Annotated in this window: 27 protein-coding genes and 1 other RNA gene; 15 read left to right on the forward strand and 13 right to left on the reverse strand. The window is 66.2% G+C overall.

Features of this window, described 5'->3' with window-relative positions; all coding sequences use genetic code 11:
- Nucleotides 1-8 precede the first annotated feature (8 nt).
- Entirely contained in the window at nucleotides 9-2,231 is a 2,223-nt protein-coding gene (gene ppk1 / locus ACZ5R1_RS01515) for a polyphosphate kinase 1 (protein WP_115945132.1), read from the forward strand.
- Nucleotides 2,232-3,082: 851 nt separating this feature from the next.
- On the opposite strand, the gene ppx is transcribed toward ppk1, so the two are convergent.
- From ppx to ACZ5R1_RS01540, 5 genes are all read right to left on the reverse strand, one after another.
- The gene (gene ppx / locus ACZ5R1_RS01520) at nucleotides 3,083-4,582 is read right to left on the reverse strand and encodes an exopolyphosphatase (protein WP_464712774.1); all 1,500 of its coding nucleotides are present in this window, start codon (nucleotides 4,580-4,582) and stop codon (nucleotides 3,083-3,085) included.
- Nucleotides 4,583-4,694: 112 nt separating this feature from the next.
- Nucleotides 4,695-5,426: an amino acid ABC transporter ATP-binding protein gene (locus ACZ5R1_RS01525; protein ID WP_027598184.1), complete on the reverse strand. Its 732-nt coding sequence runs from the start codon at nucleotides 5,424-5,426 to the stop codon at nucleotides 4,695-4,697.
- Nucleotides 5,413-6,063, reverse strand: a complete 651-nt coding sequence (locus ACZ5R1_RS01530; protein ID WP_288404141.1) for an amino acid ABC transporter permease — start codon at nucleotides 6,061-6,063, stop codon at nucleotides 5,413-5,415. Before ACZ5R1_RS01530 ends, ACZ5R1_RS01525 begins: the two co-directional genes overlap by 14 nt.
- Nucleotides 6,060-6,725 carry an amino acid ABC transporter permease gene (locus ACZ5R1_RS01535; RefSeq protein WP_027598186.1) on the reverse strand — a complete coding sequence of 222 codons (666 nt, stop codon included), beginning with the start codon at nucleotides 6,723-6,725 and terminating at the stop codon, nucleotides 6,060-6,062. The genes ACZ5R1_RS01530 and ACZ5R1_RS01535 overlap by 4 nt, the downstream gene beginning before the upstream one ends.
- 13 nt (nucleotides 6,726-6,738) lie before the next feature.
- A complete protein-coding gene (locus ACZ5R1_RS01540; RefSeq protein ID WP_027600330.1) occupies nucleotides 6,739-7,521 on the reverse strand; it encodes a transporter substrate-binding domain-containing protein in 783 nt (260 codons plus the stop codon).
- 267 nt (nucleotides 7,522-7,788) lie between these two features.
- Between ACZ5R1_RS01540 and ACZ5R1_RS01545 the strand changes: the two genes are divergently transcribed.
- The 5 genes from ACZ5R1_RS01545 (at nucleotide 7,789) to ACZ5R1_RS01565 (ending at nucleotide 12,973) form a co-directional block, all read left to right on the forward strand.
- A complete protein-coding gene (locus ACZ5R1_RS01545) occupies nucleotides 7,789-8,484 on the forward strand; it encodes a FadR/GntR family transcriptional regulator (RefSeq protein WP_027598188.1) in 696 nt (231 codons plus the stop codon).
- A 107-nt stretch (nucleotides 8,485-8,591) separates the two neighbouring features.
- The gene (trxA, locus tag ACZ5R1_RS01550; protein WP_017639417.1) at nucleotides 8,592-8,918 is read left to right on the forward strand and encodes a thioredoxin TrxA; all 327 of its coding nucleotides are present in this window, start codon (nucleotides 8,592-8,594) and stop codon (nucleotides 8,916-8,918) included.
- Between the two features lie 227 nt (nucleotides 8,919-9,145).
- Nucleotides 9,146-10,408: a transcription termination factor Rho gene (gene rho / locus ACZ5R1_RS01555; protein ID WP_007161344.1), complete on the forward strand. Its 1,263-nt coding sequence runs from the start codon at nucleotides 9,146-9,148 to the stop codon at nucleotides 10,406-10,408.
- 118 nt (nucleotides 10,409-10,526) lie between these two features.
- Complete coding sequence (gene ubiD / locus ACZ5R1_RS01560; protein WP_074583511.1) at nucleotides 10,527-11,993, forward strand: 4-hydroxy-3-polyprenylbenzoate decarboxylase; 1,467 nt, start codon at nucleotides 10,527-10,529, stop codon at nucleotides 11,991-11,993.
- Nucleotides 11,994-12,004: 11 nt separating this feature from the next.
- Complete coding sequence (locus tag ACZ5R1_RS01565) at nucleotides 12,005-12,973, forward strand: CDP-6-deoxy-delta-3,4-glucoseen reductase (RefSeq protein WP_027598189.1); 969 nt, start codon at nucleotides 12,005-12,007, stop codon at nucleotides 12,971-12,973.
- A gap of 135 nt (nucleotides 12,974-13,108) precedes the next feature.
- Here the strand turns inward: ACZ5R1_RS01565 and glpT are convergent, their stop codons facing one another.
- On the reverse strand, nucleotides 13,109-14,449 hold the full coding sequence (gene glpT, locus ACZ5R1_RS01570) for a glycerol-3-phosphate transporter (protein ID WP_150340073.1): 1,341 nt from the start codon (nucleotides 14,447-14,449) through the stop codon (nucleotides 13,109-13,111).
- Between the two features lie 190 nt (nucleotides 14,450-14,639).
- Here glpT and ACZ5R1_RS01575 point away from each other — a divergent pair, with 190 nt between their 5' ends.
- Nucleotides 14,640-15,665, forward strand: coding sequence for a DUF5924 family protein (locus ACZ5R1_RS01575; protein WP_027598191.1), 1,026 nt, complete (start codon nucleotides 14,640-14,642; stop codon nucleotides 15,663-15,665).
- Nucleotides 15,666-15,709: 44 nt separating this feature from the next.
- Nucleotides 15,710-16,123 (forward strand): flagellar basal body-associated protein FliL, encoded by a 414-nt coding sequence (locus ACZ5R1_RS01580; RefSeq protein WP_027600325.1) that lies wholly within the window; start codon nucleotides 15,710-15,712, stop codon nucleotides 16,121-16,123.
- A gap of 9 nt (nucleotides 16,124-16,132) precedes the next feature.
- Here the strand turns inward: ACZ5R1_RS01580 and ACZ5R1_RS01585 are convergent, their stop codons facing one another.
- A complete protein-coding gene (locus ACZ5R1_RS01585) occupies nucleotides 16,133-16,588 on the reverse strand; it encodes an EVE domain-containing protein (protein ID WP_077171340.1) in 456 nt (151 codons plus the stop codon).
- 182 nt (nucleotides 16,589-16,770) lie between these two features.
- Here ACZ5R1_RS01585 and ACZ5R1_RS01590 point away from each other — a divergent pair, with 182 nt between their 5' ends.
- Entirely contained in the window at nucleotides 16,771-16,935 is a 165-nt protein-coding gene (locus ACZ5R1_RS01590; protein WP_169742417.1) for a hypothetical protein, read from the forward strand.
- Here the strand turns inward: ACZ5R1_RS01590 and ACZ5R1_RS01595 are convergent.
- The 4 genes from ACZ5R1_RS01595 to ACZ5R1_RS01610 all read right to left on the reverse strand — a co-directional run bounded on the left by ACZ5R1_RS01595 (nucleotide 16,902) and on the right by ACZ5R1_RS01610 (nucleotide 18,318).
- Nucleotides 16,902-17,537 (reverse strand): 5-formyltetrahydrofolate cyclo-ligase, encoded by a 636-nt coding sequence (locus ACZ5R1_RS01595; RefSeq protein ID WP_288404052.1) that lies wholly within the window; start codon nucleotides 17,535-17,537, stop codon nucleotides 16,902-16,904. The genes ACZ5R1_RS01590 and ACZ5R1_RS01595 overlap by 34 nt on opposite strands.
- Before the next feature lie 9 nt (nucleotides 17,538-17,546).
- A non-coding RNA gene (gene ssrS, locus ACZ5R1_RS01600) (6S RNA) lies at nucleotides 17,547-17,724 on the reverse strand.
- A 58-nt stretch (nucleotides 17,725-17,782) separates the two neighbouring features.
- The gene (locus tag ACZ5R1_RS01605; RefSeq protein ID WP_007161335.1) at nucleotides 17,783-18,091 is read right to left on the reverse strand and encodes a cell division protein ZapA; all 309 of its coding nucleotides are present in this window, start codon (nucleotides 18,089-18,091) and stop codon (nucleotides 17,783-17,785) included.
- Nucleotides 18,088-18,318 carry a TIGR02449 family protein gene (locus ACZ5R1_RS01610; RefSeq protein ID WP_007161334.1) on the reverse strand — a complete coding sequence of 77 codons (231 nt, stop codon included), beginning with the start codon at nucleotides 18,316-18,318 and terminating at the stop codon, nucleotides 18,088-18,090. The genes ACZ5R1_RS01605 and ACZ5R1_RS01610 overlap by 4 nt, the downstream gene beginning before the upstream one ends.
- A gap of 98 nt (nucleotides 18,319-18,416) precedes the next feature.
- Between ACZ5R1_RS01610 and ACZ5R1_RS01615 the strand changes: the two genes are divergently transcribed.
- The 4 genes from ACZ5R1_RS01615 to ACZ5R1_RS01630 are packed head-to-tail and all read left to right on the forward strand — an operon-like array spanning nucleotide 18,417 to nucleotide 22,744.
- Nucleotides 18,417-18,971: a UPF0149 family protein gene (locus ACZ5R1_RS01615; RefSeq protein WP_144945809.1), complete on the forward strand. Its 555-nt coding sequence runs from the start codon at nucleotides 18,417-18,419 to the stop codon at nucleotides 18,969-18,971.
- Nucleotides 18,972-18,977: 6 nt separating this feature from the next.
- A complete protein-coding gene (gene pepP / locus ACZ5R1_RS01620; RefSeq protein WP_288471568.1) occupies nucleotides 18,978-20,327 on the forward strand; it encodes a Xaa-Pro aminopeptidase in 1,350 nt (449 codons plus the stop codon).
- Nucleotides 20,314-21,495, forward strand: coding sequence for a 2-octaprenyl-6-methoxyphenyl hydroxylase (gene ubiH, locus ACZ5R1_RS01625; RefSeq protein WP_058791228.1), 1,182 nt, complete (start codon nucleotides 20,314-20,316; stop codon nucleotides 21,493-21,495). Before pepP ends, ubiH begins: the two co-directional genes overlap by 14 nt.
- A gap of 19 nt (nucleotides 21,496-21,514) precedes the next feature.
- Complete coding sequence (locus ACZ5R1_RS01630; RefSeq protein ID WP_027598198.1) at nucleotides 21,515-22,744, forward strand: 2-octaprenyl-3-methyl-6-methoxy-1,4-benzoquinol hydroxylase; 1,230 nt, start codon at nucleotides 21,515-21,517, stop codon at nucleotides 22,742-22,744.
- Nucleotides 22,745-22,749: 5 nt separating this feature from the next.
- On the opposite strand, the gene cysQ is transcribed toward ACZ5R1_RS01630, so the two are convergent.
- On the reverse strand, nucleotides 22,750-23,592 hold the full coding sequence (gene cysQ, locus ACZ5R1_RS01635; RefSeq protein ID WP_145249151.1) for a 3'(2'),5'-bisphosphate nucleotidase CysQ: 843 nt from the start codon (nucleotides 23,590-23,592) through the stop codon (nucleotides 22,750-22,752).
- Nucleotides 23,589-24,155 carry an ADP compounds hydrolase NudE gene (nudE, locus tag ACZ5R1_RS01640; RefSeq protein ID WP_007161328.1) on the reverse strand — a complete coding sequence of 189 codons (567 nt, stop codon included), beginning with the start codon at nucleotides 24,153-24,155 and terminating at the stop codon, nucleotides 23,589-23,591. Before nudE ends, cysQ begins: the two co-directional genes overlap by 4 nt.
- Nucleotides 24,156-24,218: 63 nt before the next feature.
- Between nudE and yrfG the strand changes: the two genes are divergently transcribed.
- Both yrfG and ACZ5R1_RS01650 read left to right on the forward strand, forming a co-directional pair.
- Nucleotides 24,219-24,878 (forward strand): GMP/IMP nucleotidase, encoded by a 660-nt coding sequence (gene yrfG / locus ACZ5R1_RS01645; RefSeq protein ID WP_007161327.1) that lies wholly within the window; start codon nucleotides 24,219-24,221, stop codon nucleotides 24,876-24,878.
- A 77-nt stretch (nucleotides 24,879-24,955) separates the two neighbouring features.
- Nucleotides 24,956-25,849, forward strand: a complete 894-nt coding sequence (locus tag ACZ5R1_RS01650; RefSeq protein WP_007161326.1) for a LysR family transcriptional regulator — start codon at nucleotides 24,956-24,958, stop codon at nucleotides 25,847-25,849.
- Nucleotides 25,850-25,921: the final 72 nt, after the last annotated feature.

The raw sequence follows: 25,921 nt of genomic DNA on the forward strand, positions 1-25,921 counted from the left end.
GAGCTTCAATGAGTAGCCAGGGTTTCGTCGAAACCGATCTGCAACAGCCCGTCACCGCCGAGTCCCTGGAGACCGCGGAAGAGACGTTGGCGCTGGACGCCGAAGTACCGGCACCCGCCGCCGAGGTGCCGGCCGCGCCCAGCGCGCCGGCGGCCAACGTGGACGACAGCAGCCTCTACATCCATCGCGAGCTGTCGCAGCTGCAGTTCAACATCCGGGTGCTGGAACAGGCCCTCGACGAATCCTATCCGCTGCTCGAGCGGCTCAAGTACCTGCTGATCTTTTCCAGCAACCTGGACGAATTCTTCGAGATCCGCGTGGCGGGTCTGAAGAAGCAGATCACCTTCGCCCGCGAGCAGGCCGGCGCCGACGGCCTGCTGCCGCACCAGGCGCTGGCGCGCATCAGCGACATCGTCCACGGCCAGGTGGAGCGGCAGTACGCCATCCTCAACGACGTGCTCCTGCCGGCCCTGGCCGAGCAGCAGATCCGCTTCATCCGCCGGCGTTACTGGGACGTCAAGATCAAGGCCTGGGTGCGCAAGTTCTTCCGCGACGAGATCGCGCCCATCATCACCCCCATCGGCCTGGATCCGACCCACCCCTTTCCGCTGCTGGTGAACAAGAGCCTCAACTTCATCGTCGAGCTGGAGGGCATGGACGCCTTCGGCCGCGACTCGGGTCTGGCCATCATCCCGGCGCCGCGCCTGCTGCCGCGGATCATCCGGGTGCCGGAGGAGGTCGCCGGGCCCGGCGACAACTACGTCTTCCTGTCCTCCATGATCCACGCCCATGCCGATGACCTCTTCCCCGGCATGAAGGTCAAGGGCTGCTTCCAGTTCCGCCTGACCCGTAACGCCGATCTCTCGGTGGACACCGAGGACGTCGAAGACCTGGCCCGCGCGCTGCGCGGCGAGCTATTCTCGCGGCGCTATGGCGATGCGGTGCGGCTCGAGGTGGTGGACATCTGCCCGAAACACCTCACCGACTACCTGCTCAAGCAATTCGGCCTGGGCGACAGCGAGCTGTACAAGGTCAATGGTCCGGTCAACCTGACCCGGCTGTTCTCCATCACCGGGCTGGATAGCCACCCGGAGCTGCAGAACGCGCCCTTCACCCCGACCATTCCCAAGCTGCTGCAGAAGAAGGACAACCTCTTCAACGTGCTGGGCAAGCTCGATGTGCTGCTGCTGCACCCCTTCGAGTCCTTTACCCCGGTGATCGACCTGATGCGCCAGGCCGCCAAGGACCCCAACGTCCTGGCGATCAAGCAGACGCTCTACCGCAGCGGCGCCAACTCGGAGATCGTCGACGCCCTGGTGGATGCGGCGCGCAGCGGCAAGGAGGTGACCGCGGTCATCGAATTGCGCGCGCGCTTCGACGAGGAATCCAACCTGCAGCTGGCCAGCCGCCTGCAGCAGGCCGGCGCCGTGGTCATCTATGGCGTGGTGGGCTTCAAGACCCACGCCAAGATGATGCTGATCCTGCGCCGCGAGAATGGCGAGCTGCGCCGCTACGCCCACCTGGGCACCGGCAACTACCACGCCGGCAACGCCAAGCTGTACACCGACTACAGCCTGCTGACCGCCGACGTGGCCCTGACCGAGGACGTGCACAAGCTGTTCAACCAGCTGATCGGCATGGGCAAGACCCTGCGCATGAAGAAGCTGCTGCACGCGCCCTTCACCCTGAAGAAGAACCTGCTGGAGATGATCAACCGCGAAGCGGTGGCGGCCAGCGAAGGGCGGCCGGCGCAGATCATGGCCAAGGTCAACGGCCTCACCGATCCCAAGGTCATCCGCGCCCTCTACAAGGCCAGCCAGGCCGGGGTGAAGATCGACCTGGTGGTGCGCGGCATGTGCTGCCTGCGGCCAGGCGTACCGGGCGTGTCCCACAATATCCAGGTGCGCTCCATCATCGGCCGCTTCCTGGAGCACAGCCGCATCTACTACTTCCTCAACGGTGGCGACGAGAAACTCTATCTCTCCAGCGCCGACTGGATGGAGCGCAACCTCGACATGCGCGTCGAGACCTGCTTCCCGGTGGAAGGCAAGAAGCTCATCAGCCGGGTCAAGAAGGAGCTGGAAGGCTACCTCACCGACAACACCCAGGCCTGGGTGCTGCAGGAAGACGGCAGCTACATCCGCCAATCGCCCACCGGCAACCAGAATGCCCGCAGCGTGCAGGCGACGCTCTTGGAGCGGCTGGCCAGTCCGGTGGTGAATACGCGGTGATGGCGTTTCGGGCCCATGCCGCCATGGGCCCTGGCCGGTTTCGTAGGTTGGGCTGAGCGGGAGCGAAGCCCAGCTGTTGCGTGTGCAGCTCTGCACCTTAGGTTTTGTGGGTGCCCTGGCTGTGCATTGAGCTTTGCTGATGTTTCTTGTTTCGCCCGCCCGGGCGAGTCACTTTTTGCAGTCGCGCAAAAAGTAACCAAAAACGCTTGCCCCGACCATCCGGCCCTACGCTTCGCTCCGGGTCCGCTCACACCAGCACCGTTCCGGGGTCGGTCCAGATGGGCCATCCATGGCCCACTGAACCTCTCGCCGCATCCATGCGGCTCGACCCACTCCACGGCACTGGCGTTCGCCCTCCTGAACGGGGCGAATCGCTAGCCTGAAAGTTTTGATTGAAAAACCGTAGCGTGGGCAACGGCGTGGCCTTGTCCACAAAGCCCGCGGTGCATACCAGTGGAAAACGCTGCGCGGTTTTCCACGCTACAAGGATGTGCATCAGGCATCAGGCTTGCGCCCTGTTCCCGTCAGTGAGGCAGAGTCCAGGTGTCGCGGAGGGGGATGCGAGGCAGGACGGCGAGCAAGGCGCAAGGGGCAAGAGTCCACTTCGTGTCGTGCACTTGGAGCGGCGCCGGAGCGAGGGGATCCGGAGCGCAGCGGAGGGCCGAAACGTGGGGCAAGCGTTTTTGCTTACTTTTGTCCGGGGCGCGCAGCCGCGATTGGCAAAAGTGAGTCGCCCGGGTGGGCGAAACAAGAGCCATCAGCAGACCACGATAATCAGCTAGTGCCGTGAAAGGCTAAAACCCAAAGCGTGGGGCTTCGCTCCCGCTCCACCCAACCTACGAAAAATCCCCTCAGCGTACGCTCAACCGATACCCCACCCGCTCCAGCCACTGGGCCTCCAGCTCGAAATCCGCCTGGGTCAGGGGGTTTTCCGCCAGCCAGCCATCGGGGAATTGCACGTCCAGGCTGCGCTCGCCAGCGCTGAGCTGCACATCCGGAATGCTCTTGTGGCGGATGTGGTGGAAAAGGATGGCGAAGCGCAGCAGCAAGGTCAGGCGCAGCAGCGGCTCGCCTTCCGGGCCCAGCTCCTGCAGGCGCTCCAGCGGAATGTTGCGGCGATGACCACGCACCAATAGTGCCAGGGCCTGCTGATCGCGGCGGGAGAAGCCGGGCAGGTCCGAGTGCTCGATCAGGTAGGCGCCGTGCTTGTGGTACTGGTAGTGGGCGATGTCCAGGCCGACGCCGTGCAGGCGCGCGGCCCAGCGCAGCAGTTCGGCATGGTTCTCGTCGGTCAGGGCCCAGGCCTCGGCGACCTGTGCCAGGGACTTCAGGGCACGCTTTTCCACCCGCTCGGCATGGCGCTGATCGACGTGGTAGCGCTCGGCCAGGGCGTTGAGGGTGCGTTCGCGGACGTCTTCGTGGCTGTGCCGGCCGATCATGTCGTAGAGCACCCCTTCGCGCAGGGCGCCTTCGGAGAGATGCATCTCCTGCAGTTCCATGGCCTTGAACAGGGCTTCGAGGATGGCCAGGCCGCCTGGCAGGATGGCGCGTCGATCCGGCTTCACGCCGTCGATGTTGAGCAGGTTGATGTCACCCTGCTTGAGCAGCTTGCGCTTGAGCCATTCGATGCCGTCCGGGGTGATCTCGCCATTGCCGCGGCCGGCGGCCTGGATCGCCAGGGCCACCGCGCGGATGGTGCCGGAGGCGCCGAGGGCCTGGTGCCAGCCCATCTCGCGCAGGCCCTGGTCGATGTTCATCAGTTCCAGGCGGGCGGCGGTATAGGCGCGGGCGTACTGGGCGGCAGTGATCTTGCCGTCGGCGAAGAATCTCTTGGTGAAGCTGACGCAGCCCATCTGCAGACTCTCGCGCTGCAGGGTCTCGAAGCGCTGACCGATGATGAATTCGGTACTGCCGCCGCCGATGTCGGTCACCAGGCGGCGTCCGGGCACATCGGGCATGGAGTGGGACACGCCCAGGTAGATGAGACGGGCCTCTTCGCGACCGGAGATGACCTCGACCGCATGGCCGAGCACGGCTTCGGCGCGCTGGATGAATTCGGCGCGGTTGCGCGCCTCGCGCAGGGCGTTGGTGCCCACCACCCGCACGGCGCCGCGCGGCATGCCGGCGATCAGCTGGGCGAAGCGGCGCAGGCAGTCCAGGCCCCGCTGGATGGCCTCTTCGCTGAGCAGGCGCGACTCGTCCAGACCGGCGGCCAGCTGGATCTTTTCGCCCAACCGCTCAAGGATGCGGATTTCCCCGTGGGAGTGGCGCGCCCGGACGATGTGAAAGCTGTTCGAGCCCAGGTCGATCGCGGCGATCAGTTCGTGGGGTTCGGCTGGCGAAGGCTGCATCTGGAGGCTCTCGGCGATAAACCGCGCCATCGTGCCAGCTAGCCGGTGGCGGCTTCAAGCGCACAGCGGTTACGGTTGCGCAAAGTGGCAGGAAAAATAGGGTTTTTCCGCCTCAGGAGGCCACCTGACCGATGAACTGGGCCAGTTCCGGCGTCTGCGGATGGGCGAACAGCTCCTGGGGATGACCGCTTTCGTGCACCTTGCCCTGGTGCATGAACACCAGCTTGTCGCCGACCTCGCGGGCGAATCTCATCTCGTGGGTGACCATGATCAGCGTCATCCCCTCGCGGGCCAGTTGCTTGACCACCATCAGCACCTCGTTGACCAGTTCCGGGTCCAGCGCCGAGGTGATCTCGTCGCAGAGCAACACCTTGGGCGACATGGCCAGGGCGCGGGCGATCGCCACCCGCTGCTGCTGGCCGCCGGAGAGGCGATCCGGATAGCTGTCGAATTTCTCCGCCAGGCCGACCCGTTCGAGCATCTGCCGCGCCAGGGCGCGGGCTTCGTCCTTGCTGGTCTTCTTGACCACCTGGGGCGCCAGCATCACGTTCTCGCCCACGGTCAGGTGCGGGAAGAGGTTGAATTGCTGGAAAACCATGCCGACCTTCTGCCGCAGCGACCTCAGATTGACCCGGGCCGCGTCCAGGTATTCGCCATCCACCTCGATGACGCCGTCGTTGATGGATTCCAGGCCGTTCAGGGTGCGCAGCAGGGTGCTCTTGCCCGAGCCGCTCTTGCCGATGATGGCCACCACCTGGCCTTCCTCGACGGTCAGGTCGATGCCCTTGAGCACATGGTGGTTGCCATAGTGTTTGTGCAGGGCGGTCACTCTAAGCAGCGGCATGCAGTCTCCTTTCCAGCCAGCGGGCGGCCAGCGACAGCGGATAACAGAGGATGAAATAGCCCAGGGCCGCGAGGCCGTAGACGGTGAAGGGCTGGAAGGTCGCATTGGCGAGCATGCCGCCGATCTTGGTCAGTTCGGTGAAGCCGATGATGGAGGTCACCGCGGTGCCCTTGACCACCTGCACCGAGAAGCCCACGGTGGGCGCCACGGCGATGCGCAGTGCCTGGGGCAGGATCACGTGGCGCAACTGCTCGAAGCGGGTCAGCGCCAGGCTTTCCGAGGCTTCCCACTGGCCATGGGGAATGGCGTCGACGCAGCCCCGCCAGATCTCGGCGAGATAGGCGCTGGTGAACAGCATCAGGGCCAGGCCGGCGGCCAGCCAGGCGGGGACTTCCAGGCCCAGCAGCGACAGGCCGAAGAAGGTCAGGAACAGCTGCATCAGCAGCGGGGTGCCCTGGAACAGCTCGATGTAGCCGCGCGCCAGCAGGCGGAGCGGCCGGAGCGTCGAGTTGCGTGCCAGCAGCACCAGCACGCTGGCCAGGCCGCCGAAGAGGAAGGCCGCCAGCGACAGCAGCAGCGTCAGGCCGAGACCGCTGGCCAGGCTGCGCAGGATGTCGGCGAGAGTGAAGTCCATCAGCGCCTCCTGACGATGAAAAAGACGCCCAGCCAGTGCAGCGCCTGGCGCACGCCGATGGCCATGAGCAGATAGATGAGGGTGGTCAGCAGATAGGTTTCGAAGGCGCGGAAATTGCGCGACTGGATGAAGTTGGCGGCAAAGGTCAGCTCTTCGGTGGAGATCTGCGAGCAGACCGCCGAGCCCAGCATCACGATCACCACCTGGCTCGACAGCGCCGGCCAGACCTTGGCCAGCGCCGGGCGCAGGATCACGTAGCGCAGGGTTTCGAAGCGGGTCATGGCCAGGGCCGCCGCCGCTTCCAGCTGGCCGCGCGGGATCGCCTGGATGCCGGCGCGGATGATCTCGGTGGAGTAGGCACCGAGGTTGATGACCATGGCCAGCACCGCCGCCTGGCCGGCTTCGATCCGCACCCCGATGGAGGGCAGGCCGAAGAAGATGAAGAATAGCTGGATCAGGAAGGGCGTGTTGCGGATCAGTTCGACATAGACCCCGAAGGCCTGGGCGAAGGGTTTCAGGCGCCAGGCGCGGCAGGTGGCGCCGACGATGCCGATGAGGATGCCGAAGAAGCCACCGATCACCGTCAGCTCAAGGGTGTAGAGCGCTCCCTTGAGCAGCAGGTCGCTCTGCGCGAGCACAGGCTGGAAGTCGAACTGATACGCCATGGCGCGTCGATCCTCAGAGAGTGGCCGGCAGGGGATCGCCCAGCCATTTTTCGGAGTTCTTACTCAGAGTGCCGTCGGCGCGGGCCGCGTCGAGAATGGCGTCGACCTTGGCCTTGAGCGCCGGCTCGTTCTTGTTGATGCCCACGTACACCGGCGAATCCTTGAGCTTGACCTTGAGCACCGGCTCCTTGGCCGGATTGCGCGCACCGATCACCTTCATCACCACGCTGCCGCTGGCGATCAGCTCGGACTGCCCGGCCAGGTAGGCGGCGATGGTGGAGTTGTTGTCTTCGAAGCGCTTGATCACGCTGTCCTTCGGCGCCACGTCGGTGAGCGCCAGGTCTTCGATGGAGCCGCGGGTCACCGAGATCACCTTGCCGGCCAGCTGCTCGGGCGTGCTGATGGCGGCATCCTTGGGACCGAAGACGCCGAGATAGAAGGGCGCATAGGGCTTGCTGAAGTCGATGACCTTTTCGCGGTCGGGATTCTTGCCCAGGCTGGAGATGACCAGGTCGACCTTGCCGGTGGTCAGGAAGGGAATGCGGTTGGTGCTGTTGACCGGGGTGACTTCCAGCTTCACGTTCAGCTTGTCCGCCATCAGTTGCGCGGTGTCGATGTCCAGGCCGCGCGGCTTGAGATCCGGGCCGATCGAGCCGAAGGGCGGGAAGTCCTGCGGCACGGCGACCTTGAGCACGCCGCGCTGCTGGATGTCGGCCAGCTGATCGGCTTGGGCGGAGGTGTGCAGGGCGGTCAGGCCCAGGGCGAGCAGGGAGAGGGCGGTCCAGCGCTTGAGCATGACGAGACTCCGAAAGCAGGAAGGGATGGCTCTGCCCAGTGCATTTCATGTGCCAGTCCCCTGCCAGACGGGTGCAAGGGCCGTCTGGCCTGAGGATTGGTCTTACTGGTCTGAACAGTTGTCCCGCTCAGCACCCTGAACTTCCGCTTGCCGTGAGCCGCTTTGGTGCGCGGCTATGGCGGCGTGCTCTGCCTTGGGGCTGCACTTGAAGTCGCTGGAAATTGGGCATAAAAGGCAAGCTTCCGGACTGACTGGCCTGACCACGCCATGCCCCTCGCTGCCACCCGTGCCGTACCCCAATATGCCGTCGACGCCATTCGCCGGCTGATCGAGACCGAAGGCTATGCCCCCGGCGCGGCCCTGCCCGCGCAGCGCGAGCTGGCCGAGCGGCTGGGGGTGAGTCGCGCCTCCCTGCGCGAGGCGCTGTCCACCCTCAGTGCCCTGGGCCTGGTCAGCGTCCAGCCTGGGCGCGGGGTCTATGTGCAGGAGGCGACGGGCGCGCCGGATGGGCACTGGCCCTTCGCCGGCGAGGTCGCCGCCGCCCATGTCTTCCAGTTGAGATTCGCCCTGGAGGGCTTCGCGGCTGGCCTCGCCGCCGTCACCCTGGGCCCCGCCGACCTGGATCGCCTGGAGGTCAATCTCGCCGCCCTGCACCGGGCGCTGCGGGCCAACGAGCTGGAAGAGGCCGCCGTGCTGGATTTCGATTTCCATCGCCAACTGCTGCTGGCCGCGGACAATCCGGCCATGCTCGCGGTGATCACCAGCAGCCCCGAGCGTTTCCACGAAAGCCAGAAACTGCCCTTCGTGCGCCCCGAGCGGGCCTTGGAAACCTGGCAGGAACACCGGCGGATCCTCAGGGCGCTGAGCCGCCGCTCGCCCGCGGCCGCGCAAAAGGCCATGCGCGAACATATCCGCAATGCGGCGCTGCGCAGCGGAACCCCTTTCCCGGTACCTGCGGTCTAACATCAATGCCGGTCATAGCCACCATCAATGTTCGAATGCTTTCGAAGTGACGGCAGCAGGGCTATCATGGCCGTACTTCAAGTCGCACCCGAATTCGGAGAGAGTCAATGAGCGAATACATCACCAACGTCAGCGACGCCAGCTTCGAGCAGGACGTGCTGAAGTCCGACAGCCCCGTGCTGGTCGACTACTGGGCCGAATGGTGCGGTCCCTGCAAGATGATTGCCCCGGTTCTGGACGAGATCGCCAAGGACTACCAAGGCAAGCTCAAGGTCTGCAAGCTGAACATCGACGAAAACCAGGACACCCCGCCGAAGTACGGCGTGCGTGGCATCCCGACCCTGATGCTGTTCAAGAACGGCGCGGTCGAGGCCACCAAGGTCGGCGCCCTGTCCAAGTCGCAACTGGCCGCCTTCCTCGACGCCAACGTCTGAGTCAGCCAGTCGAAAGCCCCGCCATGCGGGGCTTTTTTATGCCTGGACGGCTGGACGAGCACAGGTGCAGGTGCTAGATTCCAGCCCACGACCCCATCAGCGGGCCGTCTTCTCATCTGCTGTAGCCGTCAGTTCTCCTCTTCAGAACGCATCCCGCGAAGCTAATCTCGCATCCGGCCGCTCAGCTCGAATCCCTCCTTCGCCTCTTCTCACGTCAACATACGTCTATGAATCTGACCGAACTCAAGCAAAAGCCCATCACGGAACTGTTGGAAATGGCGGATGCCGCGGGCTTGGAAAACATGGCCCGGTCCCGCAAGCAGGACATCATCTTTGCGCTGCTCAAGAAGCACGCCAAGGGTGGCGACGAGATTTCCGGGGATGGCGTGCTGGAGATCCTGCAGGACGGCTTCGGCTTCCTGCGTAGCGCCGACTCCTCCTACCTGGCCGGTCCCGACGACATCTATGTCTCTCCCAGCCAGATCCGCCGCTTCAACCTGCGCACCGGCGACACCATCATCGGCAAGATTCGTCCGCCGAAAGAGGGCGAGCGCTACTTCGCGCTGCTAAAGGTCGACACCATCAACTTCGACCGTCCGGAAAACGCCAAGAACAAGGTGCTGTTCGAGAACCTCACGCCCCTGTTCCCCAACAAGCGCCTGACCATGGAAGCCGGCAACGGCTCCACCGAAGACCTCACCGGTCGGGTCATCGACCTCTGCGCCCCCATCGGCAAGGGTCAGCGCGGTCTGATCGTCGCGCCGCCCAAGGCCGGCAAGACCATCATGCTGCAGAACATCGCGGCCAATATCACCCGCAACAATCCCGAGTGCTACCTCATTGTGCTGCTCATCGACGAGCGTCCCGAGGAAGTGACCGAGATGCAGCGTACCGTACGCGGCGAAGTGGTGGCCTCCACCTTCGACGAGCCGCCGACCCGCCACGTGCAGGTCGCCGACATGGTGATCGAGAAGGCCAAGCGCCTGGTCGAGCACAAGAAGGACGTCGTCATCCTGCTGGACTCCATCACCCGTCTGGCGCGTGCCTACAACACCGTGATCCCCAGTTCCGGCAAGGTGCTCACCGGTGGTGTCGATGCCCACGCCCTGGAGAAGCCCAAGCGCTTCTTCGGTGCCGCCCGTAACATCGAGGAAGGCGGCAGCCTGACCATCATCGCCACCGCGCTGGTGGAAACCGGCTCGAAGATGGACGAGGTGATCTACGAGGAATTCAAGGGCACCGGCAACATGGAGCTGCCCCTGGAGCGGCGCATCGCCGAGAAGCGCGTCTTCCCGGCCATCAACATCAACAAGTCCGGCACCCGCCGCGAAGAGCTGCTCACCGACGAGGAAGAGCTGTCCCGCATGTGGATCCTGCGCAAGATCCTGCATCCGATGGACGAGATCGCCGGCATCGAATTCCTCCTCGACAAGTTGCGTCAGACCAAGACCAACAACGAGTTCTTCGATTCGATGAAGCGCAGCAAGTAAGGCGCAGTCGCATGCAAAGGCCGGGAAATCCCGGCCTTTGGCGTTTCTGGGCCAGTGCTTTCTCGATGCGCGACTCAGGCGGTAGACTGCCAGACTTTCCCCAGCGCCAAGAGGCCGCATGCAATACCGAGATCTGCGTGACTTCATCCGCAGCCTGGAGCAGCGTGGTGAACTGAAGCGCGTGACCGCCCCGGTCTCGCCGATCCTCGAGATGACCGAAATCTGCGACCGGACCCTGCGCAAGCAAGGCCCGGCGCTGCTGTTCGAGAATCCCGTGGGCTTCTCCATGCCCGTGCTGGGCAACCTGTTCGGCACGCCCCAGCGCGTAGCCCTGGGCATGGGTGCCGAGGACGTCGGCGCCCTGCGCGAGATCGGCAAGCTGCTGGCCTTCCTCAAGGAGCCCGAGCCGCCCAAGGGCCTCAAGGACGCCTGGTCGAAGCTGCCGATCTACAAGAAGGTCATCAGCATGGCGCCCAAGGTCCTCAAGGACGCCCCCTGCCAGGAGGTGATCGAGGAGGGCGAGGCGGTCGATCTGGGCAAATTGCCGATCCAGCACTGCTGGCCGGGCGACGTGGCGCCGCTGATCACCTGGGGCCTGACGGTCACCCGCGGCCCCAACAAGGAGCGTCAGAACCTCGGCATCTATCGCCAGCAGGTCATCGGCCGCAACAAGCTGATCATGCGCTGGCTGAGCCATCGGGGCGGCGCCCTGGACTTCCGCGAGTGGTGCCAGAAGCATCCCGGTCAGCCCTATCCGGTGGCCGTGGCCCTGGGCGCCGATCCGGCCACCATCCTCGGCGCGGTCACGCCGGTGCCCGATACCCTGTCCGAATACGCCTTCGCCGGCCTCTTGCGCGGCAGTCGCAGCGAACTGGTCAAGTGCGTGGGCAACGACCTGCAGGTGCCGGCCAGCGCCGAGATCGTGCTGGAAGGCGTCATCCATCCGGGCGAGACCGCCCCGGAAGGGCCCTATGGCGATCACACCGGCTACTACAACGAGGTCGATACCTTCCCGGTCTTTACCGTGGAGCGCATCACCCGGCGTCGCGATCCCATCTATCACAGCACCTACACCGGGCGTCCGCCGGACGAGCCGGCCATCCTGGGCGTGGCGCTCAACGAAGTCTTCGTGCCCATCCTGCAAAAGCAGTTTCCGGAGATCGTCGACTTCTATCTGCCGCCGGAAGGCTGCTCGTACCGTATGGCGGTGGTGACCATCAAGAAGCAGTACCCCGGCCACGCCAAGCGTGTAATGCTGGGCGTCTGGTCGTTCCTGCGGCAGTTCATGTACACCAAGTTCGTGATCGTCACCGACGACGACATCAATGCCCGTGACTGGAACGACGTCATCTGGGCAGTCACCACGCGCATGGATCCCAAGCGCGACACCGTGATGATCGACAACACCCCCATCGACTACCTGGACTTCGCCTCGCCGATCTCCGGCCTGGGCTCGAAGATGGGCCTGGATGCCACCCACAAGTGGCCGGGCGAAACCACCCGCGAGTGGGGGCGGGCGATCGTCAAGGACGAAGCGGTGGTCAAACGGGTGGACGAGATGTGGTCCAGTCTCGGGATCGATTAACGGAGACGACGATGAAGGTCACCCTGCAGCCCTCGGGTGCGGTACTGGAAACCCAGCCCGGCGAAGCCATCCTGGCCGCCGCGCAGCGCCTCGGCTACAGCGGACCGCACAGCTGCCGCAACGGCAACTGCCAGCTCTGCGCCGCACTGCTGGTGGAAGGGCAGGTCAGCCAGCACGGCCAGACCGTCGATCACGGCGAGGTCTATGTCTGTGTGGCGGTGCCCCTGAGCGATTGCCTGCTGCAGTGGGACGGCGTCCTGGCGCCCGGCGAGTTGCCGGTGCGCACGCTGGCCTGCCAAGTGGTGGCGCTGGACGACGTGGGGGGCGATGTTCGCCGGGTGCGGCTGCGCGCGCCGGCCGGGCGGCCGCCGCGCTATCACGCCGGCCAGTACCTGCTGATCGGTCGTGACGATGGCAAACAGTCGGCCTTTTCCCTGGCCTCGGCGCCCCACCAGGGGCGCGAGCTGGAATTGCACGTGCTGGCGCGCGAGGCCAGCAGCCAGGCGCTGCTGGCGCAACTGGAAGGCAAGGGCATGGCCCAGGTCGAGCTGCCCTATGGGGATGCCCATCTGGCCGAGCTGCCCGATGGTCCCCTGGTGCTGATCGCCGCCGGGACCGGCATGGCGCAGATGCACAGCCTGATCGAAGACGCCCGCACCCGCGGCTTCGCCCATCCGGTGCACCTCTACTGGGGCGTGCGCACGCCGGACGACTTCTATGCCATCGAGGCCTGGGAGCAATGGGCGGAGCTGCCCAATCTCGTCCTCAACCGCGTGGTGAGCGATGCCTGTGGCTGGGAAGGGCGCTGTGGTCTGCTGCACGAGGTGGTGCGGGCGGATTTCGCCGACTTGAGCGGCCTGCACGTCTATGCCAGCGGCTCACCGGCCATGGTCTATGCCACCCTGGACGCCCTGGTGGACGCCGGCATGGACGCTCACCAGATGCGCGCCGACGTCTTCGCCTACGCGCCGCGGGGTTGATGCGGCTCGCTACGGCGCACTGGCATGGCCGCGATGGATACGTCCGTAGGGTGGAAAACCGCACAGCGTTTTCCACCTTGAGCCCCGGTGGATGAGGCTACGCCGTCATCCACGCTACGGGGATCCTTTCCAGGCTCAGCGCGCCGACTTGGCCACCATGCCGGTGTGTCTCAGAGTCATCGCCAGGAAGACGATGGCCAGGACGCAGGAGCCGATCAGCAGCATGAAGCCGCCATCCCAGCCGAAGTGGTCCACGGTGTAGCCGACCAGGGCATTGGCCGCCACCGAGCCACCCAGGTAGCCGAACAGTCCGGTAAAGCCCGCAGCGGTGCCGGCGGCCTTCTTGGGCACCAGTTCCAGCGCCTGCAGCCCGATCAGCATCACCGGGCCATAGATCAGGAAGCCGATGCAGACCAGGGCCGCCAGGTCGACGCCGGGGTTGCCTTCCGGGTTGAGCCAGTAGACCAGGGTGGCGATCATCACGCCAAGCATGAACACCACGCCGGTGGCGCCGCGGTTGCCGCGAAACAGCTTGTCCGAGAGCCAGCCGCAGAGCAGGGTGCCGGGGATGCCGGCCCACTCGTAGAAGAAGTAGGCCCAGGAGGTCTTGTCCACCGAGAAGTGCTTGGCTTCCTTGAGGTAGGTGGGGGCCCAGTCCAGCACGCCATAGCGCAGTAGATAGACGAAGACGTTGGCAAAGGCGATGTACCAGAGCAGGCGGTTCTTGAGCACGTACTCGACGAAGATCTCCTTGGTGGAGAATTCACGTTCGTGACCTTCGCTGTAGCCCTCGGGGAAGTCCTGTTTCCAGTGTTCCACCGACGGCAGGCCGCAGGATTGCGGGGTGTCTCTCATGGCGATGAAGGCGAAGGCCGCGACCGCCAGGGCCACCACGGCCGGGACATAGAAGGCGGCGTGCCAGTCGTTGAACCAGGCCAGGCCGAGCAGGAACAGCGGACCGATCAGGCCGCCGCCGACGTTGTGGGCGACGTTCCACACCGAAACCACCCCGCCACGCTCCTTCTGCGACCACCAGTGCACCATGGTGCGACCGCTGGGCGGCCAGCCCATGCCCTGGAACCAGCCGTTGAGGAACAGCAGGACGAACATGATACTGACGCTGGAGGTAGCCCAGGGCGCGAATCCGAACAGCAGCATCACCAGCGCCGACATCACCAGCCCGAAGGGCAGGAAGTAGCGCGGATTGGAGCGGTCCGAGACCAGCCCCATGAGGAATTTGGACAGGCCGTAGGCGATGGCCACCGCGGACAGCGCCACGCCCAGTTCGCCCCGGCTGTAGCCTTGCTCCACCAGGTAGGGCATGGCCAGCGAGAAGTTCTTGCGGAGCAGGTAGTAGCCGGCATAGCCGATAAAGATCCCGGCAAAGATCTGCCAGCGGAGACGGCGGTAGACGGGGTCGATGCGATCGGCGGGCAGCGGCGCGCGGTGGGCCGCGGGGGCGAAGATTCCAAGCATGGGAGCCTCGGTATTGTTATAGGTATTAATCGAAAGCGAACATTCCAGGTTCGTTTTCGAATATTACAATGATATTACAGCGGGTCCAGGCTTTTCCGCCCTGTGGCAGCGGCAGCCCGGATTCCCTCTTGATCTGCGGGGGTTGCGCGCCTAGGGTGGCGCGTCTTTGCCGCTGTTTTCGCGAGTCGTCATGCCTGCCTGGAAAGTCCTCTCCTCCCGCGCCCTGAACCTGGCCACCGCCCTGTTCGAACGCTATCCACGGCTGATCGCTCTGGCCGGCTTCATCTCGGGGATCTGCAGCTTCCTCCTGGTGGACCGACAGAAGGGCTTCGCCCCGGTGATGGCCGTGGTCATGCTGGCGAGCTGGGTCTGGCTGATGCTGGAAAACGTGCTGCGGGGCTGGGTCAGCCGCCGCTTCGGCTGGGAATTGCCGCCGCCGCTGTTGCGCTACGCCACCCAGCTGATCCACCAGGAAAGCCTGTTCTTCTGCCTGCCGTTCTTTGCCATCACCACGGCCTGGAACAGCGGCCAGGCGCTGTTCACCGGGCTGCTCGGCGCGGCCGCCCTGGTGTCCATCATCGATCCGCTCTACTACAAGGCCCTGGCACCGCGGCGCTGGGTGTTCCTCAGCTACCACACCCTGACGCTGTTCGCGGTGCTGCTCACGGCGCTGCCGATCATCCTGCACCTGACCACCACCCAGAGCTACGAACTGGCCCTGGGCGTCGCCGTGCTGCTGTCCTTTCCCAGTCTGGCGGTGGCCTTCCGGGTACGCCTCGGCTGGCGCTGGCTGGGTCTGCTGGGGCTGTGCCTGGCCATCGGCGCCTTCGGCTGGCTGGGGCGCGCCTGGGTGCCGCCGGCCACCCTGTGGCTGACCGACATGGGCATGAGCACCAACTTCGACAGCCTCAAGCGCCAGCCCGGCGATGCGGTGAAAAGCCTGAGCATCGCCCAACTGCGCGCCCAGGGGCTCTATGCCTTCACCGCCATCAATGCGCCGCGCGGTCTGAACGAGCGCATCTACCACGTCTGGCGCCATGCCGGTCAGGAGGTGGATCGGATTCCGCTGGATATCAGCGGCGGTCGCGAGGCCGGTTATCGCGCCTGGACCCACAAGCAGAACTTCCCCGGTGACGTGACCGGCCGTTGGCAGGTGCAAGTGGTGACGGACGTCGGCCAGGTGATCGGAACCCTCAGGTTCGAGGTGACCCCTTGAGCCGTGCTGGCTATGCTGCAGCCATCCACCCGCGAGGATCCAACGTGAAAGCTGTCGTTGCCATTATGTTGTCTTTCTGCCTGGCCATGAATGTCTGGGGCGAAGAGAAGAAGGAAGGGAAGGAAGGCGAGGCGCCCAAGACCGAGTTCTACAACCTGACCCCGGCGCTGGTCGGCAACTATGGCAGCGGTCCCAAGCTCAAGTACTACAAGGCCGACATCGCCCTGATGATGACCGGCAAGGAAGCCAAGGATAAGGTCGAATTCCATGAGCCGCTGCTGCGCAATCAGCTGGTGATGCTCTTCGCCCAGCAGACCGACGAGACCCTGGCGGGTGTCGAAGCCCGCGAGAAGCTGCGCCAGGAGGCCCTCAAGCAGGTGCAGAGCGTCCTGACCCAGGAGGAGGGCAAGCCCCTGGTGGAAGACCTGCTGTTCAACAACCTGATCATCCAGCCCTGAGGTCAGCGCTCAGCCGCGGGCCGCGGCGACGATCGCCGCCCATTCCGCCGCGCTGACCGGCATCACCGAGAGGCGGTTGCCCTTGCGCAGCAGGGCGAAGTCGGCGAGTGCCGGCAACTGGCGCAGGCGCGGCAGGGTCAGCACCCGCGGAAAGGCCTCGACGAAGGCAACTTGGCGCGCCGTCCAGGGGTTGTCTGAGACACTGGCCTTGGGCGCATGATAGGGACTTTCGGGATCCAGGGCGGTGGGATCCGCGAAGGCTTCGCCGACGATGCGGCCGATGCCGGCAATGCCGGGTTCGGCGCAACTCGAATGGTGAAAGAAGAACAGCTCGTCGGGCGCCATGGCGCGCAGGAAGTTGCGCGCCTGGTAGTTGCGTACCCCGTCCCAGCGCGCCTGGCCCAGGCGTTCCAGGTCGGCCAGCGAGAATTCATCGGGCTCGGATTTCAACAGCCAGCAGGCCACGGTTCGTCTCCTGACGAATGGAGGCTCGGGAGCTTCCAGGAAAGGGTCTGGTCGATTGCAAGGGGCGACCGCTTGTCGCAGAATGCCGCGCATTCCGGATGTAGTCTGATCGTACGCGCTGAGCATAACAGGGCGACGTCCTGTCCTGCCCAAAGGTGCCAGCAAGGGGGTGGCCCAGCTCGATGAAACGCAAACCTGATCTGTTGTGGGTGCTGGTCCTGATCTTTACCCTGGGTGTCGTCACCACCGGGTACACCCAGAGCTTCTGGGAACAGCGCCAGAGCCAGCAATACGCCCGCTATGCCAGCGACACTCAGCCGGCGCGGGAAGTCTCGCCCGTACGCTGAGCGTACCAGCCGTCATCGCTCACCACGGCCGCCATGGGCACGTCCCAGGCCGCCAGTGCCAGCCGCTCCACCTTCTGACATTCATGGGCACAGCCGATCAGCTGCGGGCTGTGCCATTGCCGCCGGCGCGCCAGATAGGCCAGGTTGCGATCATAGAAGCCCTTGCCCATGCCCAGGCGTCCGCCCTGGGGATCGAAACCCACCAGTGGCATCAGAATCAGGTCCAGGGCCCAGGTCGGGCGACCCAGGCGCCGATCCGGGCGCGGCTCGGCGATGCCGAACCTATTGCGCACCCAGGATTCGCCACGACCCACGCGCTGAAAGATCATCGCCGTCCGCCGCCAGCGGGACAGCACCGGCAGGTAGGTGGCCTTGCCGCGGCGCTGGGCTTCCTCGAGCAGCGGACGCGGATCGATCTCGCCATCGCTGGGCAGGTAGAAGGCGATATGCCGGGCACGGCGAAACAGCGGATGCTGCGCGAGCTGCCGATAGAGTTGGCGGGCGGCCTGGCGTTGCTGCACAGGGGTGAGGGCGCGACGTCGCTGGCGAAGGAGCTTGCGCAGCGCGGGCCTGCTGAGATCGGAGGAAGGCGGGGTGGTCATGAAGGAAATGAGCTCTCCGGAATGCCGCTGCCGGTGTAGCCCTTGAACCCTTGGTTCAAGGTGGGAGAAGTCGTAGACCTTTAGGCTTTCCGCCGTAGCGGACATGCACACCAGTCTGACGAGCAACCCCCGGGGTGTTGCTTATCGGCTCGGGGACATGACCGACTGGCGCACACACCAGAGAGTGATCTCCAGTATACGCCCCTGAGCCGGGATGCAAACCCCCACCTGTCCCCGGTCGGCGATCAGGCGGTGGTGTCGTGTTCGGTTATCAGCGCCCGGTCGACGCGATCCAGCAGATCGCGAACCCGCTCGCGGGTGCTGCTGACTTCCAGGCTGACGTCGTCCTGGCGGTGCAGCAGTTCGTGGGTGATGTTGAGAGCGGCCATCACGGCCACGCGGTCGGCGCCGATGACCTTGCCGCTGCCGCGGATCTCGCGCATCTTGCCGTCCAGGTAGCGAGCGGTGCTCTCCAGGTTGGCGCGCTCGTCAGCCGGGCAGCTGATGCGATATTCCTTTTCCAGTATCTGGACGGTCACGGTCTCGATGCTCATGAGTCCTGCTCCAAGGCTTTCAGGCGTAAAATCATCGCTTCGACCTTCGATCTGGCCAATTCGTTCTTCTCGATCAACTCGGCGCGCTCCTGGCGCCAGTTGCGCTCGCCCTGGCGCAGTTGTCGATTCTGCCGCTGCAATTCCTCGAGACGCAGGAGCAGGCGCTCCACACGGTCACCGAGGGCTTCCAGATCGGCGTCGAGGGGCGTGTCGCGAGACTCGCGCATGAGGGCTACAGCTCCAGAAGGGTGCAACGAGATTGGCCGCCGGCGGGGTCAGCGCGTAGGATAAGGCTTCATTCTAGCCAGCGCCTCACCTCGACGCCATGTCCAGCTCAGCATCCGCCTACGCCGCCTTCGCCACCCTGCTCGCCGAGGCCGCTCTGCCGGTCTCGCCCGCCGAACTCCACGGTCACCTGCTCGGGCGGGTCTGCGGGGGCGCGGGCTTCGACGAGAACGACTGGCTGGCCGCGGCCAGCGAGCTGCTCGGTGGCGCGCCGGGCGAGCGTCTGCAGGCGGCGCTCTCGGGGCTGCTGGGCATGGTGCAGCAGGAATTCGCCGGTCAGCAGGTGGCCCTGGTGCTGATGCTGCCGCCGGACGAGGTGCCGCTCGCCGAGCGCACCGCGGCCCTGGGCCAGTGGTGTCAGGGCTTCCTCGCCGGCTTCGGCCTGTCCGGCCGCACCGGCGAGGTCTCCGGCGAGGCGCGCGAGGTGCTCGAGGACCTGGCGGCCATCGCCCAGATCCAGGCGCCGGCCGAGGAAGGCGAAGAGGGCGAGAACGACTTCATGGAAGTCACCGAATACCTGCGCGTCGCGCCGCTGCTGCTCTATGGCGAATACGGCCGCGGTCCCATTCCCGAACCCGCGCCCGTGGTGCACTGAGCGGCCATGCCGCGGATCCACAAGGCCGAATTCGCCCGTCGCCGCCGCGCCCTGATGGCCGAGATCGGCCACGGCGGCATCGCCCTGCTGCCCGCCGCTCCGGTGTGCCTGCGCAATCGCGATATCGAACAACCCTATCGCCAGGACAGCGACTTCCATTACCTCACCGGCTTTCCCGAACCCGAGGCCCTGGCCGTGCTGATTCCCGGCCGGGCCCACGGTGAATACCTGCTGTTCTGTCGCGAGCGGGACGCGGAACTGGAGCGCTGGGAGGGCCGGCGCGCCGGTCAGGAAGGGGCACTGGCCGACTATGGCGCCGACGATGCCTTTCCCATCGGCGATCTGGACGACATCCTGCCTGGGCTGCTGGAGGGGCGTGAGCGGGTCTACTACGCCATGGGCGCCCATCCGGAATTCGAGCGGCAACTGCTCAACTGGATCGAACTGATCCGCGCCAAGGCCGACCAGGGCGCCTCGCCGCCGCGGGAGCTGCTGGCGCTGGATACCCTGTTGCACGACAGCCGGCTGTACAAGTCGGCCGCCGAGGTGCGTCTGCTCAAGGCCGCCGCCGAGCTGACCTGCGCCGCCCACCTGCGCGCTATCCAGGCCTGCCGACCGGGGCTGCGCGAGTATCACCTGGAGGCGGAGCTGGACTACTGCTTCCGCCAGGGCGGTGCCCGGCTGGCGGCCTATGGCTCCATCGTCGCCGCCGGGGCCAATGCCTGCGTCATGCACTACCAGGCCAACGATGCCCCTCTGCGCGACGGCGACCTGGTGCTGATCGATGCCGGGTGCGAGCTGGAGTGCTATGCCAGCGACGTGACCCGCACCTTTCCGGTGAATGGCCGCTTCTCGCCGGAGCAGCGGCAGCTGTACGACATCGTGCTGGCCGCCAACCAGGCCGCCATCGCCTGCGTGGCGCCCGGACGGCACTGGAACGAACCTCACGAAGCCACGGTCAGGGTGATCACCGAGGGGCTGCTCGCCCTGGGTCTGCTGCAGGGCGAACTGGATGCGCTGATCGAGGCCGGCGCCTGTCGTGAGTTCTACATGCACCGCGCCGGACACTGGCTGGGGCTGGATGTCCACGACGTCGGCGAATACCGCATCGGCGATCAGTGGCGGATGCTGGAGCCGGGCATGGTGCTGACCGTGGAGCCCGGACTCTACATCCCGGTGGAGGCCGAGGTGCCGCGCAAATGGCGCGGCCTGGGCATCCGCATCGAAGACGAGGTGCTGGTGACGCGCAGTGGTTGCGAGGTGCTGACCGCCGGCCTGCCCAAGGCGGCCGCGGAGATCGAAGGCTTGATGGCGGCCGCGCGCGACCGCCGGGAGAACGCTCATGCAACGTCCTGATATCGCCATCATCGGTGGCGGCCTGGTGGGCGCCAGTCTGGCCCTGGCCCTGCAGGCCGGCGCCAAGGCGCGCGGCTGGCGCATCCTGCTGGTGGAGCCCTTCGCCCCCGGCGACACCTATCAGCCCAGCTACGATGCCCGCTCCTCGGCGCTCTCCTACGGCTCGCGGCTGATCTACCAGCGCCTCGGCGTCTGGGACGCCCTGGCCGAGCATGCCGAGGCGATCCGCGAGATCCAGGTCTCCGACCAGGGCCGCTTCGGCGTGACCCAGCTGCTCGCCCGCGACGAGAACCTGCCAGCGCTGGGCTATGTGGTGGAGAACGCCTGGATCGGCCAGGTGCTCTGGCAGGCGCTGGATCGCGAGGTGGTGGAATGGCGCTGCCCGGCCGAGGTACGCACGCTCACCGCCGTTGCCGACGGCTATCGCCTGGAGCTGGAGGATGGCGACATCCTCGAATGCGGCCTGGCGGTACTGGCCGACGGCGGCCGCTCGGCGCTGCGCGAGTCCCTCGGCATCGAGGTGCGGCGGACGGTCTATGAGCAGACCGCGCTGATCGCCAACGTCTCGACCAATCTCGGCCATGGCGGGCGCGCCTTCGAGCGCTTCACGCCCCACGGCCCCCTGGCGCTGCTGCCCCTGCCGGGCCAGCGCAGCGCCCTGGTCTGGACCCAGCCGGACGGCGAGGCCCTGCGACTGCAACAGGCGCCCGCTGCCGTCTTTCTCGCCGAATTGCAGCAGGCGGTGGGCTATCGCCTCGGCAGCTTCACCCAGGTCGGCACCCGCCACGCCTATCCGCTGACCCTGCTGGAAGCCAACGAACAGGTCCGCCCGCACCTGGTGGTCCTGGGCAATGCCGCCCACAGCCTGCACCCCATCGCCGGCCAGGGCTTCAACCTGTCCCTGCGCGATGTCGACAGCCTGGCCGAGTGCCTGCTGGAGAGCGCCGCGGCGCCTGGCGACTTCGCCACCCTGCAGGACTATCTGCAGCGCCAGCGTTTGGACCAGCAGCTGACCATCGGCTTTTCCGATCGCATCACCCGGCTGTTTTCCAACAGCCGGCCCTGGCTCAGTGCCGGGCGCAACCTAGGCCTGGTCGGCCTGGAGCTGTGCCCGCCGGCCAAGAGTGCCTTCGCCCGCCAGGCCATGGGCCTGGGTACCCGTCCCTGACCTGCGAGGAGAAACGAGCATGCTGACCCATGCGGATCTGGTGATCGTCGGTGCCGGCATGGTCGGCAGCGCCCTGGCCCTGGCCCTGGCCGACAGCGGCCTGTCGGTGGTGCTGCTCGACCGCGGCCCGCTCACCCCCGGCGCGGTCGAGAGCGACCTGCCCTTCGAACCCCGGGTCAGCGCCCTGTCGCTGGCCAGCCAGCGCATCCTGCAGCGCCTCGGCGCCTGGGACGGCATCCTCGCGCGGCGCGTCAGTCCCTACCAGGCGATGCACGTCTGGGACGGCTCCGGCACCGGCGCCGTGCATTTCGATGCCGCCAGCGTGCACGCCGAGGTGCTCGGCCACATCGTCGAGAATCGCGTGGTGCAGGATGCCCTGCTCGAACGCCTGGCCGAGGCCAACGTCCTGCTCCTGCCCGAGGCGCGCCTGGAATTGCTGCGCCGCTCCGGCGATCAGTGGCTGGTGCAACTGGCCGGCGATCGCCAGATCCGCGCGCCCCTGGTAGTGGCTGCCGATGGCGCCACCTCCGCCGTGCGCCGTCTGGCCGGGCTGGAAACCCGCGAATGGGACTATCTGCACCATGCCATCGTCACCAGTGTGCGCTGCGCCGAATCGCACCAGCGCACCGCCTGGCAAAGATTCACCGACGACGGCCCGCTGGCCTTCCTGCCGCTGGACCGCGGTGGCGACACCCGCTGGTGCTCCATCGTCTGGTCCTGCACGCCCAAGCAGGGCGAGCGGCTGATGGCCCTGGACGACGCGGCCTTCTGCCAGGCCCTGGGCGAGGCCTTCGAGCAGCGCCTGGGCAAGGTGGAGTGCAGCGACACACGGCTGTGCATCCCGCTGCGCCAGCGCCATGCCAAGCGCTATGTGGAACCCGGTCTGGCCCTGATCGGCGATGCCGCCCACGTCATCCACCCGCTGGCCGGGCAGGGCGTCAACCTGGGCTTTCTCGACGCCGCGGTGCTGGCCGAGGAACTGCGCCATGCCCAGGCGCGCGGCGAATCCATCGCCGAGCAGCGGGTGCTGGAGCGCTACGAGCGCCGCCGCATGCCGCACAACCTGGCGATGATGGCGGCGATGGAAGGCTTCCAGCGGCTGTTCCAGGACGACCGCCTGCCGCTGCGCTGGCTGCGCAACGCCGCGCTCAAGCAGGTCGATCGCCATTTCGAAGCCAAGGCCCTGTTCGTGCGCCGCGCCCTGGGCCTGTCCGGCGATGTGCCGGAATTGGCCAAGGTAGTGGCCTAGCAGCCTCAGGCGTCGCCCAGGTCTCCGGCCAGCTCCAGCACCTGCTGCCGCCAGGTGGCCTCGCGGGGCAGGGCGAGAAAGTGCGGATTGAGAAAGGACTCGCGCATCTCGTAGGTGAGGGGCTGGCCGTCCAGGGTCAGGACCTCGCCGCCAGCGCCTTCCAGCACGCCCTGGGCGGCGGCGGTGTCCCACTGGGAGGTGGGGGCGAGCCGGGGATAGAAGTCGGCCAGGCCTTCGGCCAGGAGGCAGAACTTGAGCGAGCTGCCGACGCTGACCAGCTTGGGTTCGCCCAGGGTGGTGCCCAGTTCTTCCAGCAGCCGCTGCTGGGCCGGACTGCCGTGACGGCGACTGGCGACCACGGTGAAGGCTTCTTCCGGTTGGGTGCGCACGCCGATCTCGACGCCGTCCTCGCCCTGGATACGGAAGGCGCCCAGTTCGCGGCCGCCGCTAAAGCAGACGTCCCGGGTAGGGATGCCGACCACGCCAAAGATCACCTGGCCGCGCTCGACCAGGGCCACGTTGACGGTGAATTCCTCGCTGCCGTCGATGAATTCCTTGGTGCCGTCCAGGGGGTCGACCACCCACCAGACGTCCCAGGCGCTGCGCGCCGCGAAGGGGATGTCACAGGCTTCTTCCGACAGCACCGGCACGTCCGGGGTCAGGCGCGCCAGGCCTTCGGCCAGCACCCGGTGGGCGGCGAGGTCGGCTGCGGTCACCGGCGAGTCGTCGCTCTTCTGCCGCACCGCCACGCCCTGGCGCCAATGGGGCAGGATGGCCGCGCCGGCCTGGCGCACCAGGTCGACGACGTTGAGCACCAGCGGAGCGGTAATGGAAACGGGCGCCATCATGCCGGCAGTTCTCCGCGTTGGGTGAGCAGGTCGCGCACCAGGTAGAGGGCGGCCAGGGCGCGGCCTTCGGAAAAGCGCGGATTCTGCACCAGCTGCGACAGTTCGCGCAGGTCGACGCTGCTGACTTCCAGGGGCTCGGGTTCGTCGCCCGGCAGGCGCTCGGGATAGAGGTCGCGGGCCAGCACCACGTGGATGCGCTGACTCATGTAGCCCGGGCTCAGCGACAGGGCGGTGAGGTATTCCAGTTGGCGCGCGCCAAAGCCGGCTTCTTCCTTGAGTTCGCGATTGGCGGCGTCGAGGATCTCCTCGCCCGGCTCCACCAGGCCCTTGGGCAGCGACAGCTCGTAGTCTTCCACGCCGCCGCAGTATTCCTCGATGAGCAGGGCGTGGGTGGCATTTTGCAGCGCCACCACCATCACCGCGCCATGACCGGTGCCCTTGTTGGCCAGGCGCTCATAGGTGCGTTCCTCGCCGTTGGCGAAGCGCAACTGCATCTCCTCGACGGTGAACAGGCGGCTCTTGGCCACGATCTGTCGGGCGAGAACAGTGGGTTTCTGGCGCATGGACGGCTCCTGGGCTGGGCGGACGGGTATGATAACCCGCCTGTTACATGATCCGGAGTCACCATGACCCCTCTCGACTGGAGCCGTATCGATACCGTGTTGCTGGACATGGACGGCACCCTGCTCGATCTGCATTTCGACAACCATTTCTGGCTGGAGTACCTGCCGCAGCGCTATGCCGAGCGCCACGGCCAGTCCCTGGCGCTGGCCAAGGCCGAGCTGGAGCCGCTGTTTCTCAGTCACCAGGGCAAGCTGACCTGGTACTGCCTGGACTTCTGGAGCGCCGAGCTGGGCTTTTCCATGCGCGAACTCAAGGAGGAGATCGCCCACCTGATCGCCCTGCGGCCGGACGCCGACACCTTTCTAGCCGCCCTGCAACGCGCCGGCAAGCGGGTGGCGCTAATCACCAACGCCCACCGCGATTCCCTGTCGCTGAAGCTGGAGCGCATCGAGCTGGCGCCCTATTTCGACCGGCTGATCAGCTCCCACGACTACGGCTTCCCCAAGGAAGAACAGCAGTTCTGGCACGCCCTGCAGGCCGACTTCGCCTTCGATCCGGCGCGTACCCTGTTCATCGACGATAACCTGCCGATCCTGCGCAGCGCCCGCGACTATGGCGTCGCCCACCTGCTGGCGATCCACGAGCCGGACAGCCGGCGCGGTCCCAAGGACAGCGAGGAGTTCGAGGCGGTGCGGGATTATCGCGAGCTGCTGCCGCAGTGAGGATTGCCACCGTCCTGGCGACCCTCACCCCGGCCCTCTCCCGGGGGGAGAGGGGTCAGAGCGCCCGGAGGTAATCAGTGGATATCAAGCAACTGCGTTTTCTCATCGCCCTGGACGAGACGCGTCACTTCGGCCAGGCGGCGGCGCGCTGCCACGTCACCCAGCCGACCCTGTCCATGCGCCTGCGTGGCCTGGAAGACGAGCTGGGCGTGGAGCTGGTGCGTCGCGGGCAGCGCTTCGAGGGATTCACCGAGGCGGGGCAGCGCATCCTCGCCTGGGCGCGCACCCTGATGGCCGCCCATGACGGTCTCTATGCCGAGGCCCAGGCCTTCCAGGGGCAACTGGTGGGCACCCTGAGGGTCGGCCTGGTGCCGCTGGCCAGCTTCGATCCCATGCCGCTGCTGCAGCACCTGCGCCTGCTGCACCCCAAGCTGCATTTCCAGCTGCAGGTGCTCAGCACCGAGCGCATCCTCGAAGCCGTGGCCAGCAATCGCCTGGAGCTGGGCATCTCCTACCTGGAACACCTCGATCCGGCGCGCTTCGACAGCCTGACCCTGACCGAGACGCGAATGGGCCTGCTCTATGACGAGCGCCATTTCAGCTTCGACCAGGCCGCGCTGGATTGGCAGGCGGTGGCCGGCTTGCCGCTCGGCCTGCTCACCGGCGCCATGCATTTTCGCCAGTCGGTGGATCATGGCTTTCGCAGCCTGGGGCTGACGCCACAGCCGGTGCTGGAGACCGACGCCGTCTATCTGCTCTTGCAGGCGGTCAATGCCGGTCTCTGCTGCGCCGTGGTGCCCCTGGCCGGCGGTTTCGATCGGCTCACCCCCCATGCGCGGCTGATCCCCATCGCCACGGCCCGCACCCTGGCGCCCCTGGGGCTGCTCATTCGTCGGACCGAACCCCGACTGGCGGTCGCCGATGCCTGTTTCCAGGCGGTCAAGGCGCTCTATGCCGAGAGTGATAGATAGCGTTTATCAAGGCATCGGTCATAGCGATTAGACGCCCCGGGATGTGCTGGTTAATCTTTGATCTGTGTCAAA

The sequence above is a fragment of the Pseudomonas sp. Pso3 genome (assembly GCF_055393275.1).

Excerpts from the sequence above, each read along its gene's own strand:
- ppk1 (WP_115945132.1), top strand. The coding sequence starts at position 9 with ATGAGTAGCCAGGGTTTCGTCGAAACCGATCTGCAACAGCCCGTCACC.
- ppx (WP_464712774.1), bottom strand. The coding sequence starts at position 4,582 with ATGCAGCCTTCGCCAGCCGAACCCCACGAACTGATCGCCGCGATCGAC.
- ACZ5R1_RS01525 (WP_027598184.1), bottom strand. The coding sequence starts at position 5,426 with ATGCCGCTGCTTAGAGTGACCGCCCTGCACAAACACTATGGCAACCAC.
- ACZ5R1_RS01535 (WP_027598186.1), bottom strand. The coding sequence starts at position 6,725 with ATGGCGTATCAGTTCGACTTCCAGCCTGTGCTCGCGCAGAGCGACCTG.
- ACZ5R1_RS01540 (WP_027600330.1), bottom strand. The coding sequence starts at position 7,521 with ATGCTCAAGCGCTGGACCGCCCTCTCCCTGCTCGCCCTGGGCCTGACC.
- ACZ5R1_RS01545 (WP_027598188.1), top strand. The coding sequence starts at position 7,789 with ATGCCCCTCGCTGCCACCCGTGCCGTACCCCAATATGCCGTCGACGCC.
- trxA (WP_017639417.1), top strand. The coding sequence starts at position 8,592 with ATGAGCGAATACATCACCAACGTCAGCGACGCCAGCTTCGAGCAGGAC.
- rho (WP_007161344.1), top strand. The coding sequence starts at position 9,146 with ATGAATCTGACCGAACTCAAGCAAAAGCCCATCACGGAACTGTTGGAA.
- ubiD (WP_074583511.1), top strand. The coding sequence starts at position 10,527 with ATGCAATACCGAGATCTGCGTGACTTCATCCGCAGCCTGGAGCAGCGT.
- ACZ5R1_RS01565 (WP_027598189.1), top strand. The coding sequence starts at position 12,005 with ATGAAGGTCACCCTGCAGCCCTCGGGTGCGGTACTGGAAACCCAGCCC.
- glpT (WP_150340073.1), bottom strand. The coding sequence starts at position 14,449 with ATGCTTGGAATCTTCGCCCCCGCGGCCCACCGCGCGCCGCTGCCCGCC.
- ACZ5R1_RS01575 (WP_027598191.1), top strand. The coding sequence starts at position 14,640 with ATGCCTGCCTGGAAAGTCCTCTCCTCCCGCGCCCTGAACCTGGCCACC.
- ACZ5R1_RS01590 (WP_169742417.1), top strand. The coding sequence starts at position 16,771 with ATGAAACGCAAACCTGATCTGTTGTGGGTGCTGGTCCTGATCTTTACC.
- ACZ5R1_RS01595 (WP_288404052.1), bottom strand. The coding sequence starts at position 17,537 with ATGACCACCCCGCCTTCCTCCGATCTCAGCAGGCCCGCGCTGCGCAAG.
- ACZ5R1_RS01605 (WP_007161335.1), bottom strand. The coding sequence starts at position 18,091 with ATGAGCATCGAGACCGTGACCGTCCAGATACTGGAAAAGGAATATCGC.
- ACZ5R1_RS01610 (WP_007161334.1), bottom strand. The coding sequence starts at position 18,318 with ATGCGCGAGTCTCGCGACACGCCCCTCGACGCCGATCTGGAAGCCCTC.
- ACZ5R1_RS01615 (WP_144945809.1), top strand. The coding sequence starts at position 18,417 with ATGTCCAGCTCAGCATCCGCCTACGCCGCCTTCGCCACCCTGCTCGCC.
- pepP (WP_288471568.1), top strand. The coding sequence starts at position 18,978 with ATGCCGCGGATCCACAAGGCCGAATTCGCCCGTCGCCGCCGCGCCCTG.
- ubiH (WP_058791228.1), top strand. The coding sequence starts at position 20,314 with ATGCAACGTCCTGATATCGCCATCATCGGTGGCGGCCTGGTGGGCGCC.
- ACZ5R1_RS01630 (WP_027598198.1), top strand. The coding sequence starts at position 21,515 with ATGCTGACCCATGCGGATCTGGTGATCGTCGGTGCCGGCATGGTCGGC.
- cysQ (WP_145249151.1), bottom strand. The coding sequence starts at position 23,592 with ATGATGGCGCCCGTTTCCATTACCGCTCCGCTGGTGCTCAACGTCGTC.
- nudE (WP_007161328.1), bottom strand. The coding sequence starts at position 24,155 with ATGCGCCAGAAACCCACTGTTCTCGCCCGACAGATCGTGGCCAAGAGC.
- yrfG (WP_007161327.1), top strand. The coding sequence starts at position 24,219 with ATGACCCCTCTCGACTGGAGCCGTATCGATACCGTGTTGCTGGACATG.